Here is a 17,266-nt window from a genome sequence, read left to right on the forward strand (position 1 = left end):
GTTATTCTCACTTCCAGAACAACACCTCGGGGGGAGCAGGACGAGGTGTCGGGGGGTACCCGGGGGGGTGCCGGGGGGAACGCGAAGGGCCCGCTCCGGGGGACGGAGCGGGCCCTTCGTTACGTTCAGCGCGGCCGGCGGTGGATCACCGCCGGTGCGGCGTCAGTTCTTCCAGCGCGGCTTGCGGTCGTCGCGGTTGAAGCCGCTGCCACCGCGGTCGCGGTCGAAACCGCCGCGGTCACGGTTGAAGCCACCGCGGTCGGCCTGCGGACGGCCGCCGGAGCGGTGGTCGTCGCGGCGCGCGAACGGACGGCTGCTGCCGCCGCGCTCGTCGCGGTCCCGGCCGAAGGACGGGCGGTCACCGAAGGTGCGGGCCGGACGGTCACCGAAGGAACGGCCACCACGGTCGTCACGGTCACGGTTGAAGCCACCGGAACGGCCACCGCGGTCGTCGCGGTCGCGGTTGAAACCACCCGAGCGACGGTCGTCACGGTCACCGAAGGAACGGCCACCACGGTCGTCACGGTCACGGTTGAAGCCACCGGAACGGCCGCCACGGTCGTCACGGTCGCGGTTGAAACCACCCGAGCGACGGTCGTCACGGTCACCGAAGGAACGGCCACCACGGTCGTCACGGTCACGGTTGAAGCCACCCGAGCGGCCGCCACGGTCGTCGCGGTCGCGGTTGAAACCACCCGAGCGACGGTCGTCACGGTCACCGAAGGAACGGCCACCACGGTCGTCACGGTCACGGTTGAAGCCACCGGAACGGCCACCGCGGTCGTCACGGTCGCGGTTGAACGCCGGACGCTCGCTGCGCGCCTCGCGGTACGACGGGGCGCGCTCCTCGGCCTGCGGCGCAGCAGGGGCCTCGGCGGCGGCCGGAGCGGCCTCCGCGGCGGCCTGCTCGCCGGTCTCCTCGGCGGCGGGCTCCTCGTCCTCGATGCCCAGCTCGGCCCGCTCGCGCGCCGCACGGGCGGCGAGGCGGTCGGCCTCCTCGCGCAGCTCGGCGGCGCGGCGCTGCGCGCGCTCCAGCTGGCGGGTCATCTCGGCGAGCTCGCGCTCGGCGGCACCGGCGATGTTGGCGGCGCTCTCCGCCTGGACCTCGGTGAGCGAGCGGGCGCCGGTGATCCGGGCGACCTCCGCGTCGAAGGCGTGGTCCAGGATGTGGCGGCTGGCGTCGACGCCCGCGTCCTCCATCAGGCGGAAGACGCCGCGGCGCTGGTGCGGCAGCACCAGGGTGACGACGGCGCCGGAGCGGCCGGCCCGGGCGGTGCGGCCGGAGCGGTGCAGGTAGTCCTTGTGGTCGCCGGCCGGGTCCACGTTGAGGACCAGGTCGATGCCGTCGACGTGGATGCCGCGGGCGGCGACGTCGGTGGCGACGACGACGTTGACGTAGCCGTCCTTGAAGTCGCCGAGGACGCGGGTGCGGGCGCCCTGGGTCATGCCGCCGTGCAGCGCGTCGGCCTTCACGCCGGCCTCGATCAGCTGCTCGGCGACGCGGTCGGCGCCCATCTGGGTGCGGACGAAGATGATCGTGCGGCCCTTGCGGGCGGCGATCGCGTTGGTGATCGGCGCCTTGTCCTTGGGCTTCACCACGAGGATGTGGTGGGTCATGGTGGTGACCGCGCCGGCCGACGGGTCGACCTCGTGGGTGACCGGGTTCTTCAGGTAGCGCTTGACCAGGGTGTCGATCTCGTTCTCCAGGGTGGCGGAGAACAGCAGGCGCTGGCCGCCGGCCGGCACCTGGTCGAGGATCTCGGTGACCTCGGGCAGGAAGCCCATGTCGGCCATCTGGTCGGCCTCGTCGAGGACGACGGTCCGGACGTCGGCGAGCTTGGCGGAGCCGCGGTTCAGCAGGTCGCGCAGTCGGCCGGGGGTGGCGACCAGGATGTCGACGCCGCGCTCCAGCGCGTAGATCTGGTTCGACATCGAGGTGCCGCCGCAGACGACCTTGAGCTTGAGGCCGAGCACCGAGCCGAACGGCTCCAGGGCGTCGGCGACCTGCATGGCCAGCTCGCGGGTCGGGACCAGGATCAGGCCGCGCGGGTGCTTGGGCTTGGTGCGCTCGCCGTCGGCGAGGCGGGTCAGCAGCGGCAGGCCGAAGCTGAGGGTCTTGCCGGAGCCGGTACGACCGCGGCCCAGCACGTCCTTGCCGGCCAGGGCGTCCGGGATGGTCGCGGCCTGGATCGGGAACGGGGTGGTGACGCCGCGCTTGGCGAGGGCACGCACGACGTCGTCGTGCAGGCCCAGGTCGCCGAAGGTGATCGTCGGCTCGGCGGCCGCCTCCTCGGTGGCCTCCACGGCCTCGGCGATCACCTCGTCGGCGGCGGTGTCGATGGTGTCGGTGGTGTCGGTGACATCGGCGGCGGCCTCGTTCGCGGGCATGGCGAAGCGGGCGTCGTCAACGAGAGACATGCAGAACCTTCCGGAAGTGGCACGCGCCAAAGTCCGGGGTTCTGTTTCACAACCGCCTCTATGCGGTCAGCCACGGATCGCCGGAACGCGCCAAGGGCGCCAGATGGGATTAGGGCGCCAGTCAAATGAATCAAACGAACGATCTACCACCATAGAGGACCCATGGGATCGGAGGCAAATGCCCTGCACAACGCCCTATTGACCCCCCGCACGCGGGCTCGGGGCCGAGGAACCGGAACTGCCGGCGGTGGGCTCCGGTACGGGCGGGACGGTCGCGGGCGGTGAGCTGTGCTCCGGCTCCGGGGTGGCGGACGGGCGGCTGCTCGGGCTGGCCGAGGGCGTGCCGGCCGAGCCGCCCGAGCGGCCCTCACCGGTGCCGCCCGCCCCTCCCGTACCGCCGGAGCCCGCCGTTCCGCCGGCCCCGGAGGACGACCCGCCCGGGTGCGGCGCGGGACTGGTGTTCACCTCGCCCGCGGCACCGCCGCCCGGCGACCCTTCGGGCGCCCCCGAGCCCGGCACCGGGACCACGCCGGTCACCGCGCCGTTCGCACCGGGCAGCACCTCGCCTGATGCGGTGACGGTGGCCCCACCCGGCGCGTTCTCGGCCTGCAGGCCGCCCGGGCGCTCCGCGCGCCCCGACGCGCCCCCCGGGTGCCCGGCGCCCGGCGCGGCCGAGGGCCCGCCGGTGGCACCCGGCCGGCCCGCCGGACCGGCCAGCCCGACCGGCGCCACCCCGCCGTGCCTCTCCTCCGCCGCCGGCCGGACCGACATGCACCCGGTCAGCCCCAGCCCGGCCACCGTCAGCACCGCCGCCGCCCGTACGGCGCGCGAACGCACCGCCCGGGCGCCCTGGACCGCCCGCACCGCCCGCACGTCCCGAACCGCTCGTACCGCCCGCACCGAAGCCACCGAGGTCCCTCTCTACCGCCCCACCCGGTCCGCCCTCACGCGCGACCGCTTTCGGTGCCCAACGCGCGCCCGGCCCGGCGGGACACGGGCAGCCCGGCAGTTCCCCCGCCCCGTGGCGCGCCTCAGCCCCAGAGCGCCGAGGCCAGCTCCGCCCCCGCGTACACCGCGGCCAGCCCGGCCGCCACGCTGCCGGCCACGTTCGCCAGCGCGTACCGCCCGGCACCGGTCTCGGCCAGCCGCAGCGTCTCGTACGAGAAGGTCGAGTACGTCGTCAGCGCCCCGCAGAGCCCCGTCCCCAGCAGCAGCTGCACCTGCGAGGAGGCCGCACCCGCCGCCACCGCCCCGGTGACCAGCCCGAGGATCAGGCAGCCGACCACGTTCACCGCGAAGGTCCCCCAGGGGAACACCGAGTCGTGCCGGGACTGCACCGCCCGGTCGGTCAGGTACCGCAGCGGCGCGCCGACCACCGCGCCCGCCACCACCAGCAGCCAGTTCACCGCGGCTCCCCCGCCCCGCCGGGGCCGCGCCCCGCGTAGGTCACGACCTCGCACCGGTCCAGCAGCACCAGGCCCTCCGCCACCAGCCCGTCCAGCTGCGGCAGGAACGCCCGCACCCGCTCCTCCTCGTCCACGATCACCACCGCCACCGGCAGGTCCTCGCTCAGCGACAGCAGCCGCGTCGTGTGCACCAGCGACGACGCCCCGAACCCCTCGATCCCCCGGAACACGCTCGCCCCGGCCAGCCCGGCCGCCCGCGCCCGGTGCACCACCTCGCTGTACAGCGGGCGGTGGTGCCACCGGTCGCTCTCGCCGACCAGCACCGTCAGCCGCAGCGCCGGGCCGCTCAGCCGGCTCACCGCACGCCCCCGCCCGTCGCGGCGCCCGTCGCGGGCTCGCGACGGGCCGCCCGGTGGACCAGACGGCGGGTCAGCCCGGCCGCCAGCCACACCGCGCCCAGCGCTCCCACCAGCGTCAGCCCCAGGTACGCCAGCCCCGGCCCGAGCCGGCCCTCCTCCAGCAGCCGCCGGACGTCCACCGCGTACGTCGAGAAGGTGGTGAACCCGCCCAGCACGCCGGTGCCGAAGAACGGCCGCACCAGCGGGTGCGCCTGCCGTCCCTCGGTGATCACCACCAGGAACATCCCGATCACCGCGCAGCCGACCACGTTGACCAGCAGCGTCGTCCACGGGAAGGCCGTCGGCCCGGTCTCCCAGCCGAGCCCGGCGGCGTACCGGGCGACCGCCCCGATCGCCCCGCCGACCGCGACCACCCCCACCGCCGGCCCCTGCCCGCGCAGCACCGGCGGCCGGTTCCGCACCGGTGCCGCGACCGCCGGCCGCGTCCCGGCGGAGCCGTCCACGGCGTCGTCCAACGCGCCCTCCGATGTCGTCACAAACCCATCAAACACCGGCCTCCGCCACCTGGCACACCATCACCCCAGGCCCGACAATGATCCGGTGGAGATGACCCGGGAAGAGTTCGAGACGCTGGTCAGCGACGCACTCGACCAGATCCCGCCGCAGCTCGCGGCCATGATGGACAACGTCGCGATCTTCGTCGAGGACGAGCCCGACCCGAGCGACCCGGAACTCCTCGGCCTCTACGAGGGCACCCCGCTGACCGAACGCGGCGAGTGGTACGCAGGCGTCCTGCCCGACCGCATCCTGATCTACCGCGGCCCCACCCTGCGCCACTGCGAGAGCAGCGAGCAGGTGGTCGAGGAGGTCCGCACCACCGTGATCCACGAGGTCGCCCACCACTTCGGCTTCGACGACCACGAGCTGGACGAACTCGGCTGGTCCTGACCCCGCCCCGGAACCCCCGCCCCCCACCCGGCCGAAACCCGTTTTGGCGATCCGCCCGGCATCCCATATGCTTCTCGACGTCCCCGAACGCTGGAAACAGCGGGACAGGCCGCAAGCCCTCATCGTCTAGTGGCCCAGGACGCCGCCCTTTCAAGGCGGTAGCACGGGTTCGAATCCCGTTGGGGGCACGCAGTACCGTAGTACAGTGCAGTGCGCAAGACCGCGGGTGGTTCGCCACTCCGAGGTCCCGTGGAGCAGTTGGTTAGCTCGCCACCCTGTCAAGGTGGAGGTCGCGGGTTCAAGTCCCGTCGGGATCGCTCGTCTCGCAAGAGACGGTGCAGTACGGCCAGGTAGCTCAGTTGGTACGAGCGTCCGCCTGAAAAGCGGAAGGTCGCCGGTTCGACCCCGGCCCTGGCCACAACAGAGAAGCCCCCGTAGCGAATTCGCTACGGGGGCTTTTTCGTGCCGTTCGACGCCTCCGCTACGGACGGAAGGCGGTCACGGCGGAAAATCTCCGGTTCGTCGCGGCAACCTTTTCGGCCTCCGCGGCCACTCAGCGGTGTCCGGCCAAGTGGTTCGGTCAGATGCGACGGCTGAGAGAGAGCACAGACGTGTCCCTTGAACGAGAGCACAGCGACGTCCCTCGCCCACCCCACGTCGTCAGTGGCGCTGCACGGGCGGGCGGCCACGGGCGCGGAGCCCGTCCGTCGCATCGCGCCCGCCGGCTGTACCGGCGCCGGGGTTTCTGGGCGGCTGTCGGCCTGGCGGTCGTGGGCGCCTCGGTGGCCGTGATCAACACGGCCTCGGCGGGCACCGTGGCCGTGGACACGAGCCCCTGGTACCTGCTGGTCAACCGCGGCACCGGCCAGGTGCTGGACGACTACGGCTACGGCGCGTACGACGGCGCTCCGGTGGTGCAGTGGAGCCGCACCGGCGAGGCGAACCAGCAGTGGAAGTTCCTCGACGCGGGCGACGGGAACTACCGGCTGCAGAACCGGCACTCCGGCAAGGTGCTGGACGACTACGGCTGGTCGAAGGCCGAAGGCTCCCAGGTGCGGCAGTGGAGTGACCTGAACGGCGCCAACCAGCAGTTCCACCTGGAAAAGTCGTCGGACGGCTACGTACGTCTGATCAACCGCTTCAACGGCAAGGCCGTCGAGGTCCCGCTCGGCTCCAAGGCCGACGGGGGCCAGATCGCCCAGTACCACGACTGGAACGGCGCCAACCAGCAGTGGCAGCTCGTCCCGGTCGGCAGCACCGGCAGCACCGGCAGCACCGGGAGCACGGGGGGCTCCGGGAGCACGGGGGGCTCCGGGAGCACGGGGGGCTCCGGCAGCAGCGCCACGCCCACCACACCTGCCGCCCCGGGCGGCAGCGCTCCCACGGGCCAGGCCCCGGGCGGTAACCACCCGACGTCGGCGCCGCCGGCGGTGCCGGCCGGAGGCGGCACCAACCCGGCGAAGAGTTTCATGGGCAGCAACACGGTGCTCGTCGGCGGCTCGATGTCCGACGCCTCGGCGGGCGCCGCGCCGTTCGACGTGCAGTACGCCTACGTGCACAGCCAGCCCGCGCCCTCCTCGGACTACTACACGGCGGCCCGTTGCCAGGACGCGTGGACGGGCTGGTGGGGCTGCTGGAACGGCAGCACCACGGCGCCCGGCACGTACGTGACCTGGCGGGACGCCAAGGCGGCCCAGGAGACCTACCAGGGCAAGCCGCGCCCGCAGAAGTTCCTCTGGACCTGGTACTCGCTGCGCGACCTCGGCGACGCGGCGGGCCAGGGCGACGGTCCGGGCGAGGTCAAGGCCATCAACCGGGCCGACCTGCTCACCCGGTACCTGAACGACTACCGCTTCTTCCTCCAGAAGATCGGCACCTCGCACGACATGATCGACCTCGAACCCGACTTCTGGGGCTACGTCCGGTCGCTCGGCGACCCGCACCAGGTCGCCGCGCAGGTCACGGCCGCGGACCCGACGGACTGCGGATCGCAGGAGAACAGCGCCGCCGGACTCGCCCAGTGCCTGATCTCGATGGCGCACAAGTACGCTCCGAACACCGCCGTCGGCATGCACCTGTCCTGCTTCGACTGGGAGCAGAACACCGCGCAGTGCGTCAAGGACTACGCCCACCTCGGCGCACAGAACGCCGACTTCCTGGCCACCGACGTGTCGGACCGCGACGCGGGCTGGTACGCGCAGCCCGCCCACGGCGGCCTCGACAAGTTCTGGACCGACCAGAAGGCCGCCGCCCAGCTGTCGTTCTACAAGACGATGGCCGAGTCCGTGGGCAAGCCGGTGGTCCTGTGGCAGATCCCCGTGGGCAACATGGCGCAGAACAACACGCTCAACCACTACAAGGACGACAAGGTGGACTGGTTCTTCGCGCACATGGACCAGGTGGCGAACGCGCACATCGCCGGCCTGCTGTTCGGCTCGGGGCAGCAGGAACAGACCACGCCCGAGACCGACGGCGGAAACCTGATCAACAAGACGATCGCGTACCGCAACTCGGGCGGTTCAGCGCTCAAGTAGGCGAGAGGACGACCGTGGCCCCGCCCCCGGCGGGGCCACCCGTCGTTGCCGTCGCCCGTCGTTCGCGATTCGCCACCGGCGGCTGTGACACTGGAGGGGCTCGAAAACCTAGGTGCGCTCCGCCGTGCCTCCTTGCGAACCTAGAGGGATGCCCGCAGTGAGTTCTCCCGCAGTCCAGTCCGCCCCCGCGCCCGCGCCCGCCGAGGGGCCCGGCATCGGTGAGCTGGCCGCCCGTCTGCCCGAGCTGACCCTGCGCGACCAGGTGCGGATCGGGCGCCGGCTGGAGGGTGCCCGCCGGGTGCGCAAGCCCGAGGCCCGGCAGAAGATCGCCACCGAGATCGCCAAGGACATCGACCGCGCCGAGCTGCTGGTCGAGCAGCGCCGCAGCGCCGTCCCGCCGATCACGTATCCCGCCGAGCTGCCGGTCAGCCAGAAGAAGGACGAGATCCTGGCGGCGATCCGGGACCACCAGGTGGTGATCGTCGCGGGCGAGACCGGCTCCGGCAAGACCACCCAGATCCCGAAGATCTGTCTGGAGCTCGGCCGCGGCGTGCGCGGGCTGGTCGGCCACACCCAGCCGCGCCGGATCGCCGCCCGTACTGTGGCCGAGCGGGTCGCGGAGGAGCTGGACAGCCCGCTGGGCGAGGCGGTCGGCTGGAAGGTCCGGTTCACCGACCAGGTCGGCCAGGACACCCTGGTCAAGCTGATGACGGATGGCATCCTGCTCGCCGAGATCCAGACCGACCGCGATCTGCACCAGTACGACACGCTGATCATCGACGAGGCGCACGAGCGCAGCCTCAACATCGACTTCATCCTCGGCTACGTCAAGCAGCTGCTCCCCCGCCGCCCCGACCTCAAGGTCGTGATCACCTCCGCGACCATCGACCCGGAGCGCTTCGCCCGGCACTTCGGCGACGCCCCGATCGTCGAGGTCTCCGGCCGCACCTACCCGGTGGAAGTCAGGTACCGCCCGATCGTCGACGACGCCGAGGACGACGGGGACGAGGTCGACCGCGACCGGGACCAGGTCCAGGCGATCTGCGACGCCGCCCAGGAGCTGCAGGCCGAGGGCCCGGGCGACATCCTGGTCTTCCTCTCCGGCGAGCGCGAGATCCGCGACACCGCCGACGCCCTGAACCGGCTGAAGCTGCGCAACACCGAGGTCCTGCCGCTGTACGCCCGGCTCAGCTCGGCCGAGCAGCACCGGGTGTTCCAGCGCTCCAACAGCCGCCGGATCGTGCTGGCCACCAACGTGGCCGAGACCTCGCTCACCGTCCCCGGCATCAAGTACGTGATCGACCCGGGCACCGCCCGGATCTCCCGCTACAGCCACCGCACCAAGGTGCAGCGGCTGCCGATCGAGGCGATCAGCCAGGCCAGCGCCAACCAGCGCAAGGGCCGCTGCGGCCGTACCTCGGACGGCATCTGCATCCGGCTGTACTCGGAGGAGGACTTCCTCGCCCGCCCCGAGTTCACCGACGCCGAGATCCTGCGCACCAACCTGGCCTCGGTGATCCTGCAGATGACCGCGGCCGGCCTCGGCGACATCGCCGCCTTCCCGTTCCTGGACCCGCCGGACTCGCGCAACATCAAGGACGGCATCCACCTGCTGCACGAGCTGGGCGCGCTCGACCCGGACGAGAAGGACCCGCGCAAGCGCCTCACCCAGCTCGGCCGCAAGCTCGCCCAGCTCCCGGTGGACCCGCGGATGGCCCGGATGGTGCTGGAGGCGGACCGCAACGGCTGCGTCCGCGACGTCATGGTGATCGCCGCCGCGCTCTCCATCCAGGACCCGCGCGAGCGCCCCGCCGAGAAGCGCCAGGCCGCCGACGACCGGCACCGCCGGTTCACCTCGGAGACCTCGGACTTCCTCTCCTACCTGGCGATGTGGCGCTACGTCCGCGAGCAGCAGCGGGAGCTCTCCTCCTCGGCCTTCCGCCGGATGTGCAAGACGGAGTTCCTCAACTACCTGCGGATACGGGAGTGGCAGGACATCTACACCCAACTGCGCACCGTCGCCAAGCAGTTGGGCGTCACCATCGAGGAACCACACCCCGACGCCGAGCCGGACGCCGACCGGATCCACCAGTCCCTGCTGGCCGGACTGCTCTCCCACATCGGCCTGTTCGACGTGGAGAAGCGCGAGTACGGCGGTGCGCGCGGCGCCCGCTTCGCGGTCTTCCCGGGCTCCGGCCTGTTCAAGAAGCCGCCGCGCTGGGTGATGTCGGCCGAGCTGGTGGAGACCTCCCGGCTCTGGGCCCGGATCAACGCCAAGATCGAGCCGGAGTGGGTCGAGCCGCTGGCCGGCCACCTGATCAAGCGCAGCTACAGCGAGCCGCACTGGGAGAAGAAGGCCGGCGCGGTGCTGGCGTACGAGAAGGTCACCCTCTACGGGATGCCGGTCGTCGCCCAGCGCAAGGTCAACTACGGGAAGATCGACCCGGAGCTCTGCCGCGAGCTGTTCATCCGCAACGCGCTGGTCGAGGGCGACTGGGAGACCCACCACCGGTTCTTCGCCGAGAACCGCAAGCTGCTCGGCGAGGTCGAGGAGCTGGAGAACCGGGCCCGCCGCCGGGACATCCTGGTGGACGACCAGACCCTGTTCGAGTTCTACGACTCCCGGCTGCCCGAGGACGTCGTCTCCACCCGGCACTTCGACTCCTGGTGGAAGAAGGCCCGGCACGAGCAGCCGGACCTGCTGAACTTCGAGAAGTCGATGCTGATCAACGACGCCGCCGACGGCGTCACCGAGGCCGACTACCCGGACCACTGGCAGCAGGGCAAGCTGCGCTTCAAGCTGACCTACCAGTTCGAACCCGGCAGCGATGCGGACGGCGTGACCGTGCACATCCCGCTGCCGGTGCTCAACCAGGTCACCGCGGAGGGCTTCGACTGGCAGATCCCCGGTCTGCGGGAGGAGCTGGTCACCGCGTACATCAAGTCGCTGCCGAAGGCGATCCGGCGCAACTTCGTGCCGGCGCCGGACTTCGCCAAGGCGGCGCTGCGCTCGCTGAAGGACCGCCAGGAGCCATTGCTGCCCTCGCTGGAGCGCGCCCTGAAGCGCCTGACGGCCGTCACCGTGCCGCCGGAGGCCTGGGACGACGAGCGGGTGCCGGACCACCTCAGGGTGACCTTCCGGGTGGTGGACGGGCGCCGCAAGCTCGCCGAGTCCAAGGACCTGGAGGAGCTGCGGCTGAAGCTCAAGCCGAAGCTCAAGGAGACGCTGTCCTCGGCCGCCTCCGGCCAGGGGATCGAGCAGAGCGGGCTGACCGCCTGGCCGGCCTCCCTGCCGGTCCTGCAGCGCACCTTCGAGCAGCGTTCGCGCGGCCACGCGCTGCGCGCCTACCCGGCCCTGGTGGACGAGGGCGCCACGGTCGGCGTGAAGCTGTTCGACACCCCGGAGGCCCAGGCGCAGGCGATGTGGGAGGGCACCCGGCGGTTGCTGATGCTGACCACCACCTCACCGGCCAAGTCGATCCAGGGCCGGCTGGGCAACCAGGCGAAGCTGGCGCTCTCGCACAGCCCGCACGGCTCGATCAACGCCCTGTTCGACGACGTGGTGGCCGCGGCGACGGACCGCCTGATGGCCCTGGCCGGCGGCCCGGCCTGGGACGAGGCGGCCTTCGTCAAGCTGCACGACAAGGTCCGCGCGGACCTGTACGACCTGTCCGCGGACGCCACGCTGAAGACGGCCACCGCACTGATCGCCTTCCACAAGGCCTCGACCCGGCTGAAGTCGGTGAGCAGCCCGGTGCTGCTGAACGCGGTGAACGACGTCCGGCTGCACCTGGCCTCGCTGGTGCACTCGGGCTTCGTGACGGCCACCGGCTGGCAGCGTCTGCCGGACCTCAAGCGCTACCTGCTGGCGGTGGACCGCCGCCTGGAGGCGCTGCCCAACCACCCGCAGCGGGACGCCCAGCAGCTGCTGAAGGTGCAGCAGGTGCAGCAGGCGTACGGGGAGCTGCTGGCGGCGGTGCCGGCCGGGCGGCAGCCCTCGGAGGAGGTGCGGGCGATCCGCTGGATGATCGAGGAGCTGCGGGTCAGCTTCTTCGCCCAGTCGCTGGGCACGCCCAGCCCGGTGTCGGAGAAGCGGATCATGAAGGCGATGGAGGCGGCGCGGGCGACGCTCTGACCCGGGCGCCGCTCTGAGCTGCGGGTGGGCCTTCGGGAGCCGGTCGGGAGCCGGTTCGACCTGGAGGCCCACCATGGGCTACAGTCTGTCTTGTTCGCAGCGCGGCAAGCGAGTGAACGAGATCAGAAAACTCTGGTCCCGTGGAGCAGTTGGTTAGCTCGCCACCCTGTCAAGGTGGAGGTCGCGGGTTCAAGTCCCGTCGGGATCGCCGCAGTGCGAGAGGCCCGGAACCGTCAGGTTCCGGGCCTCTCGCGTTTTCGCCGTCCGGCCTTTACCCCGGACTAGGTCTAGACCACAAGTGACAGAGCGCGTGACGGTCGTCACTCATGTTTCCCCGAACCCCGGCGCGCCCCGCCCTGCCCAAGAGGCCACTAATTTAATATGTAAAATTGCACTGCTATTCACTGTAAATCCCCCCCGCCTCATGAGCATCAAATCGTTATCCGGAGTTCAACATTCCGACAGATCCGGGGGAGCCCGGAAGCACGACAAAGGGGCCGCTTACCGGACCCGGCGGAGTCCGGTAAGCGGCCCCTTTAAAGAGCCTTTGGCCTATCAGGCCTCAGTGCGCTGGGCGGGAATCCCGGCCAGCAGGGCGCGCACCTCCGCCTCACGGTAACGGCGGTGACCACCGAGCGTGCGGATCGACGTCAGCTTGCCCGCCTTGGCCCAGCGGGTGACCGTCTTCGGGTCCACGCGGAACATGGTGGCAACCTCTGCCGGCGTCAGCAGCGGCTCAGCATCAGGGGTACGAGCGGTCATGAGCGGCCTCCTCGGGAGAACCGAACCAGGGCGGTTCTATCCTTCAAATTCTGCACCTTGGCCCGCGATGCCCGAAATGGCATAGACGGGCCGAGTCGGTTATAGGACGAACGGCTTGTCCTGGTGTCTACAACTACACCATCCGTCCAGCCCTATCGACCAAACCGCCAAAATTGACCCCTCACGGGTTCAAGGCCGACGGATGGCGATGGACCACCCCATAACGGACAGTCACGCGACGATGACATCCGGTTACGAGGGGACCAGACCCTCCGTTTCCCCGCAAAGCACGCATCGACTCCAGAACCACCCAAAAGTGGGCACGCTCACGTGAAGTTGGGCTGGTTGTCCCATTTTTGCACATAGGGGTAAGTTCGCGTCAACGGTGAGTAGTGTCACGTTCGACAGCTATTGACCCGAACCGGGACCTTGGTCATCGCCGTTGCGGTCCCTAGGACTCTTACAGTCATACACGGGCGGTCGGACGTCAGTTCGCGTTCCGCAGCGCCAGCACCCGGCGCCAGCGCACCGTCAGCTCCCCGTACACCCGCAGCGCCTCCGCGGTGTCCCCCGCCCGCAGCGCCCGCAGCCCCTCCTCCAGCTCCCGCGCCGAACGGTCCGCCAGCAGCCGCTCCGGCCCCAGCAGATGCACCAGCCCCCCGTAGTCCAGCTCCACCAGCGACCGCGGGTGGAACTCCTCCAGCCACCGCCCGACCTGCTCCGCCCCCGCACCAACTCCCCCGCCGGCACCGCCTCGCGCAGCGCCCGGTAGGCCCGCGCCACCCGCCGGCGCGCCTGCGCCATCGGCACCAGGTAGAACAGCGCCGCCGGCCGGCCGCCCCGCTCCGCCTCCCCCTCCGCCGGCTCCCCGCCCGGCACGAAGCAGCGGTCCTCGTCCCCGAACGGCAGGAACCAGCGCACCGGCACCTCCCACCGGCTGGTGAGGATCCACGGCCGGGCGTCCGGGTGCTCGGCCCGCCAGCGCTCCCGGTCCGCCTCGGCGGCCTCCCGGGCCGTCGGCGGCAGCGCGGTGTCCAGCAGCGCCACCGGCGCCCCGGCCCGCAGCTCCTCCAGCGCCTGCCAGCTGCGCAGCCTCGTCGCCCACGGGCAGACGTACAGTACGCCGTCCACCAGCCGCAGGTACGCCCGCCCGCTCTCCCGCTCCGGCAGCGCCCGGGGCGTCCGCGAGGCAAGCCCTGCCAGCGCCTCCCGCTGCTCCTCCAGCACCGCCGCGGCGACCGGCTGCGCCGCCTCCCCGGCGTCCGGCCCGTGCTCCGCCGCGTAGCCCTGCCAGTGCGCCCGCTCCGGCTCCGGATAGGCCCCCAGCGGCTCGTACACCCGCAGGTGGGCGGCGTAGGGCGGGTGTACGGAAGTGCGTACGACGGTCACGTCCTGCATGGTCGCACGCGCCGTCCGGCCCCGGGAGGGCGCGCCCGCGAACCGTTCGCGCCCGCACCGCGCACCACCTCCCGTCTCACCCTTCGGACAACCGGCACAAGCTCGGACAAGAGGGCGGATCGGCGGCCCGCGCGCGACTACTCTCTGCCTTAGGCGCCCGCACCACAGCAGCGGGCCTTCCCTACTGGAGTCACCACAGTGACCGACGTACAGACCCCCGCCACGCACCCCGCACCCGGCGTGCTCAGCAGGATCTTCCGTACCGAGCAGGACGGCGCCCCCGGCGACGGCCACGAGCAGGTCGTCCTCTGCCACGACCGCAGCTCCGGCCTGAAGGCCATCATCGCCATCCACTCGACCGCCCTGGGCCCGGCCCTCGGCGGCACCCGCTTCTTCCCGTACGCCTCCGAGGAGGCGGCGCTGGAGGACGCGCTGAACCTGTCCCGCGGGATGTCCTACAAGAACGCGCTGGCCGGGCTGGACCTCGGTGGCGGCAAGGCCGTCATCATCGGCGACCCGAACAAGGACAAGAACGAGGCGATGCTCCGGGCTTACGGCCGCTTCGTGGAGTCCCTCCGCGGCCGCTACATCACCGCGTGCGACGTGGGCACCTACGTCCAGGACATGGACGTCGTCGCCCGCGAGACCTCGTTCGTGACCGGCCGCTCGCCCGAGCACGGCGGCGCCGGTGACTCGTCCATCCTGACCGCCTTCGGCGTCTTCCAGGGCATGCGCGCCAGCGCCCAGGCCCGCTGGGGCCAGCCGACCCTGCGCGGCAAGCGGGTCGGTGTCGCGGGCGTCGGCAAGGTCGGCCACTACCTGGTCGGCCACCTGGTCGCGGACGGCGCCGAGGTCGTCGTCACCGACCCGTTCGAGGCCGCCGTCAACCGCGTGCGCGCCGCCCACCCCGAGGTGGAGGTCGTCGCCGACACCGCCGCCCTGCTCCAGGCCAAGCTGGACGTCTACGCCCCCTGCGCCCTCGGCGGCGCGCTGACCGATGACGTGGTCGCCGCGCTGGGCGAGTTCGGCACCTCGATCGTCTGCGGCGCGGCCAACAACCAGCTGGCGCACGCGGGCGTCGAGAAGGACCTCGCCGACCGCGGCATCCTCTACGCGCCCGACTACCTGGTGAACTCCGGCGGCGTCATCCAGGTCGCCGACGAGATCGAGGGCTTCAACTTCGAGCGGGCCAAGAACAAGGCCACGAAGATCTTCGACACCACCCTGGAGATCTTCACCCGCGCCGCCGCCGACGGCATCCCGCCGGCGGTCGCCGCCGACCGCCTGGCCGAGAAGCGGATGCGGGAGATCAGCGCGCTGCGCACGGTGCTGCTGCCGGGCGCCCGCCGCGCCTGATCCGGCACCCTCCGGACCCGGTACGCGCGGGGGGCCGTCCCAGTGGCCCCCCGCGCATCACGATGTGGAACCGGATTCTCACTTCTGCGCCCGATCGGGTGATCCAACGCCCCCCTAGGGGGGATAATCAGTCCTGGAACGACGGACCGAAGACACCTCTGGACAGCGCGCAAAACGCCGCAAAACCTCCCCTGACCTGGGAAGACCTGGTCTCGGGTGCGGTCGGTGCGCGCCACGTCACACCGACGACGTACCGTCCAGCGGCGGAAACAGGTACCGTTAATGCTCCAAGGGACGGTCCTCCCATTCGGGCAGGCCGGTCCTGATCATGAACACGTGTCAGACTCGGGGCCGTGAGCCCCATCGTTGAGGGGGTCGACCCATGGGGCGCGGCCGGGCCAAGGCCAAGCAGACGAAGGTCGCCCGCGAGCTGAAGTACAACAGCGGCGGGTTCGACGCTAACCGTCTGTCCAACGAGCTGGGCGTATCGCCGTCCACCGCTTCGATCGACCCCGAGCCGATCGAGGAGGAAGAGGACGACGACCCGTACGCGGAGTACGCCGCCCGCTACGCCGACCTCGACGACGAGGACGACACCGAGCCGGGCGCCGGGGCTTCGCAGGCCTCCCGCCGCTCGTAACCAGCAGCTTCGCCGGACCGGTCCGGGCGCCCAGGCGCCGGGCCGGTCTTCGGCGTTCCCTGTGTTCGCCCGCTCGCCTCCGGGGCGGGCAGGCGGGTGACCGTATGCGAGAGGGCCCCTCCGGTGCGTCGGAGGGGCCCTCTCGTCGTTCGCGGCCGGGGATGGCCGGGGTCAGGCCCGGAAGCCCTCGTAGGAGTTGTAGAGGGCCGCTCCGCCCTCGTGCTCGTCGGTGCGCTCGACGATGTCACCGAGCAGCCAGGACTCGACGCCGCGGTCCTCCAGGATCGACAGCACGACGTCCACCGAGTGCGGCGGGACGACCGCGACCATGCCGACGCCCATGTTGAGCGTCTTCTCGATCTCCAGGGTGGCCACCTTGCCGACCTCGGCGACGGTCCGGAAGACCGGCAGCGGGGTCCAGGTGCCGCGGTCCAGGCGGGCGTGCAGGCCGTCCGGGATGACCCGGGCCAGGTTGGCCGCCAGGCCGCCGCCGGTGACGTGTGAGAAGGCGTGGACCTCGGTGGCGCGGGCGAGCGCCAGGCAGTCCAGCGAGTAGATCCGGGTCGGCTCCAGCAGCTCCTCGCCGAGGGTGCGGCCGAACTCCTCGACCTTGCGGTCCAGCTTCCAGCCGGCCTCGTTCAGCAGCACGTGGCGGACCAGCGAGTAGCCGTTGGAGTGCAGGCCGGAGGCGGCCATCGCGATCACCACGTCGCCGGCCCGGACCCGGTCCGCGCCGAGCAGCGCGTCGGCCTCCACGACACCGGTGCCGGCGCCCGCCACGTCGTACTCGTCCGGGCCCAGCAGGCCCGGGTGCTCGGCGGTCTCACCGCCGACCAGGGCGCAGCCGGCCAGCGCGCAGCCCTCGGCGATGCCCTTGACGATCGCGGCGACCCGCTCCGGGACGACCTTGCCGACGCAGATGTAGTCGGTCATGAACAGCGGCTCGGCCCCGCACACCACCAGGTCGTCCACGACCATGCCGACCAGGTCGTGGCCGATGGTGTCGTGCTTGTCCATGGCGGCGGCGATGGCCACCTTGGTCCCCACGCCGTCGGTGGCCGAGGCCAGCAGCGGCCGCTCGTAGTTCTTGAAGGCGGACGCGTCGAAGAGCCCGGCGAAGCCGCCGAGACCGCCGACCACCTCGGGGCGGTTGGCCTTCTTCACCCACTGCTTCATGAGCTCGACGGCGCGGTCGCCCGCCTCGATGTCGACACCGGCGGCGGCGTAGGTGGCGCCGTTCTGGTTGGAGCTGGTCACTGCGGCCCTCTCGGGTCAGGTGGGGGTGGTTCGGAAACAGCGGTGGGGCCCCG

Annotated in this window: 12 protein-coding genes, 4 tRNA genes and 1 pseudogene; 9 read left to right on the forward strand and 8 right to left on the reverse strand. The window is 71.5% G+C overall.

Annotated features, from left to right (window positions below):
* Nucleotides 1–162 precede the first annotated feature (162 nt).
* The 5 genes from CRP52_RS14480 to crcB (CRP52_RS14500) form a co-directional block, all read right to left on the reverse strand.
* Nucleotides 163–2,418 carry a DEAD/DEAH box helicase gene (locus CRP52_RS14480; protein ID WP_097236774.1) on the reverse strand — a complete coding sequence of 752 codons (2,256 nt, stop codon included), beginning with the start codon at nt 2,416–2,418 and terminating at the stop codon, nt 163–165.
* A 195-nt stretch (nt 2,419–2,613) separates the two neighbouring features.
* Nucleotides 2,614–3,327, reverse strand: a complete 714-nt coding sequence (locus tag CRP52_RS37620) for a hypothetical protein (protein WP_143685743.1) — start codon at nt 3,325–3,327, stop codon at nt 2,614–2,616.
* 122 nt (nt 3,328–3,449) lie between these two features.
* Complete coding sequence (gene crcB, locus CRP52_RS14490; protein ID WP_097236776.1) at nt 3,450–3,824, reverse strand: fluoride efflux transporter CrcB; 375 nt, start codon at nt 3,822–3,824, stop codon at nt 3,450–3,452.
* Nucleotides 3,821–4,183: a DUF190 domain-containing protein gene (locus CRP52_RS14495; RefSeq protein ID WP_097236777.1), complete on the reverse strand. Its 363-nt coding sequence runs from the start codon at nt 4,181–4,183 to the stop codon at nt 3,821–3,823. Before CRP52_RS14495 ends, crcB (CRP52_RS14490) begins: the two co-directional genes overlap by 4 nt.
* Nucleotides 4,180–4,719 (reverse strand): fluoride efflux transporter CrcB, encoded by a 540-nt coding sequence (crcB, locus tag CRP52_RS14500; RefSeq protein WP_373560491.1) that lies wholly within the window; start codon nt 4,717–4,719, stop codon nt 4,180–4,182. Before crcB (CRP52_RS14500) ends, CRP52_RS14495 begins: the two co-directional genes overlap by 4 nt.
* Before the next feature lie 70 nt (nt 4,720–4,789).
* Between crcB (CRP52_RS14500) and CRP52_RS14505 the strand changes: the two genes are divergently transcribed.
* The 7 genes from CRP52_RS14505 to CRP52_RS14535 all read left to right on the forward strand — a co-directional run bounded on the left by CRP52_RS14505 (nt 4,790) and on the right by CRP52_RS14535 (nt 12,008).
* Entirely contained in the window at nt 4,790–5,131 is a 342-nt protein-coding gene (locus CRP52_RS14505; protein WP_097236779.1) for a metallopeptidase family protein, read from the forward strand.
* 115 nt (nt 5,132–5,246) lie between these two features.
* Nucleotides 5,247–5,319, forward strand: a tRNA-Glu gene (locus CRP52_RS14510).
* 55 nt (nt 5,320–5,374) lie between these two features.
* Nucleotides 5,375–5,448, forward strand: a tRNA-Asp gene (locus CRP52_RS14515).
* Between the two features lie 27 nt (nt 5,449–5,475).
* A tRNA-Phe gene (locus tag CRP52_RS14520) sits at nt 5,476–5,549 on the forward strand.
* A gap of 352 nt (nt 5,550–5,901) precedes the next feature.
* Nucleotides 5,902–7,665 carry an RICIN domain-containing protein gene (locus CRP52_RS14525; protein WP_257032482.1) on the forward strand — a complete coding sequence of 588 codons (1,764 nt, stop codon included), beginning with the start codon at nt 5,902–5,904 and terminating at the stop codon, nt 7,663–7,665.
* Nucleotides 7,666–7,813: 148 nt separating this feature from the next.
* Nucleotides 7,814–11,800 carry an ATP-dependent RNA helicase HrpA gene (gene hrpA, locus CRP52_RS14530; protein WP_097236780.1) on the forward strand — a complete coding sequence of 1,329 codons (3,987 nt, stop codon included), beginning with the start codon at nt 7,814–7,816 and terminating at the stop codon, nt 11,798–11,800.
* 134 nt (nt 11,801–11,934) lie between these two features.
* A tRNA-Asp gene (locus tag CRP52_RS14535) sits at nt 11,935–12,008 on the forward strand.
* A gap of 347 nt (nt 12,009–12,355) precedes the next feature.
* Here CRP52_RS14535 and bldC read toward each other — a convergent pair.
* Together bldC and CRP52_RS14545 are read right to left on the reverse strand one after the other, a co-directional pair.
* Complete coding sequence (bldC, locus tag CRP52_RS14540; protein WP_014137253.1) at nt 12,356–12,562, reverse strand: developmental transcriptional regulator BldC; 207 nt, start codon at nt 12,560–12,562, stop codon at nt 12,356–12,358.
* A gap of 487 nt (nt 12,563–13,049) precedes the next feature.
* Nucleotides 13,050–13,960, reverse strand: a pseudogene (locus CRP52_RS14545) (hypothetical protein).
* Nucleotides 13,961–14,158: 198 nt separating this feature from the next.
* On the opposite strand from CRP52_RS14545, the gene CRP52_RS14550 reads away from it, so the two are divergent.
* Together CRP52_RS14550 and CRP52_RS14555 are read left to right on the forward strand one after the other, a co-directional pair.
* Nucleotides 14,159–15,316 (forward strand): Glu/Leu/Phe/Val dehydrogenase dimerization domain-containing protein, encoded by a 1,158-nt coding sequence (locus tag CRP52_RS14550; RefSeq protein WP_097236781.1) that lies wholly within the window; start codon nt 14,159–14,161, stop codon nt 15,314–15,316.
* Between the two features lie 382 nt (nt 15,317–15,698).
* Nucleotides 15,699–15,956 carry a DUF3073 domain-containing protein gene (locus CRP52_RS14555; RefSeq protein ID WP_097236782.1) on the forward strand — a complete coding sequence of 86 codons (258 nt, stop codon included), beginning with the start codon at nt 15,699–15,701 and terminating at the stop codon, nt 15,954–15,956.
* A 171-nt stretch (nt 15,957–16,127) separates the two neighbouring features.
* Here the strand turns inward: CRP52_RS14555 and purM are convergent, their stop codons facing one another.
* Nucleotides 16,128–17,213 carry a phosphoribosylformylglycinamidine cyclo-ligase gene (purM, locus tag CRP52_RS14560; protein WP_097236783.1) on the reverse strand — a complete coding sequence of 362 codons (1,086 nt, stop codon included), beginning with the start codon at nt 17,211–17,213 and terminating at the stop codon, nt 16,128–16,130.
* Nucleotides 17,214–17,266 lie beyond the last annotated feature (53 nt).

It is taken from the genome of Streptomyces sp. 1331.2, assembly GCF_900199205.1.
GTDB lineage: Bacteria > Actinomycetota > Actinomycetes > Streptomycetales > Streptomycetaceae > Kitasatospora.

Bases quoted from the DNA above. Each gene is read 5' to 3' on its own strand.
- CRP52_RS14480 (WP_097236774.1), bottom strand. From the start codon at position 2,418: ATGTCTCTCGTTGACGACGCCCGCTTCGCCATGCCCGCGAACGAGGCC.
- CRP52_RS14505 (WP_097236779.1), top strand. From the start codon at position 4,790: ATGACCCGGGAAGAGTTCGAGACGCTGGTCAGCGACGCACTCGACCAG.
- hrpA (WP_097236780.1), top strand. From the start codon at position 7,814: ATGCCCGCAGTGAGTTCTCCCGCAGTCCAGTCCGCCCCCGCGCCCGCG.
- bldC (WP_014137253.1), bottom strand. From the start codon at position 12,562: ATGACCGCTCGTACCCCTGATGCTGAGCCGCTGCTGACGCCGGCAGAG.
- CRP52_RS14555 (WP_097236782.1), top strand. From the start codon at position 15,699: ATGGGGCGCGGCCGGGCCAAGGCCAAGCAGACGAAGGTCGCCCGCGAG.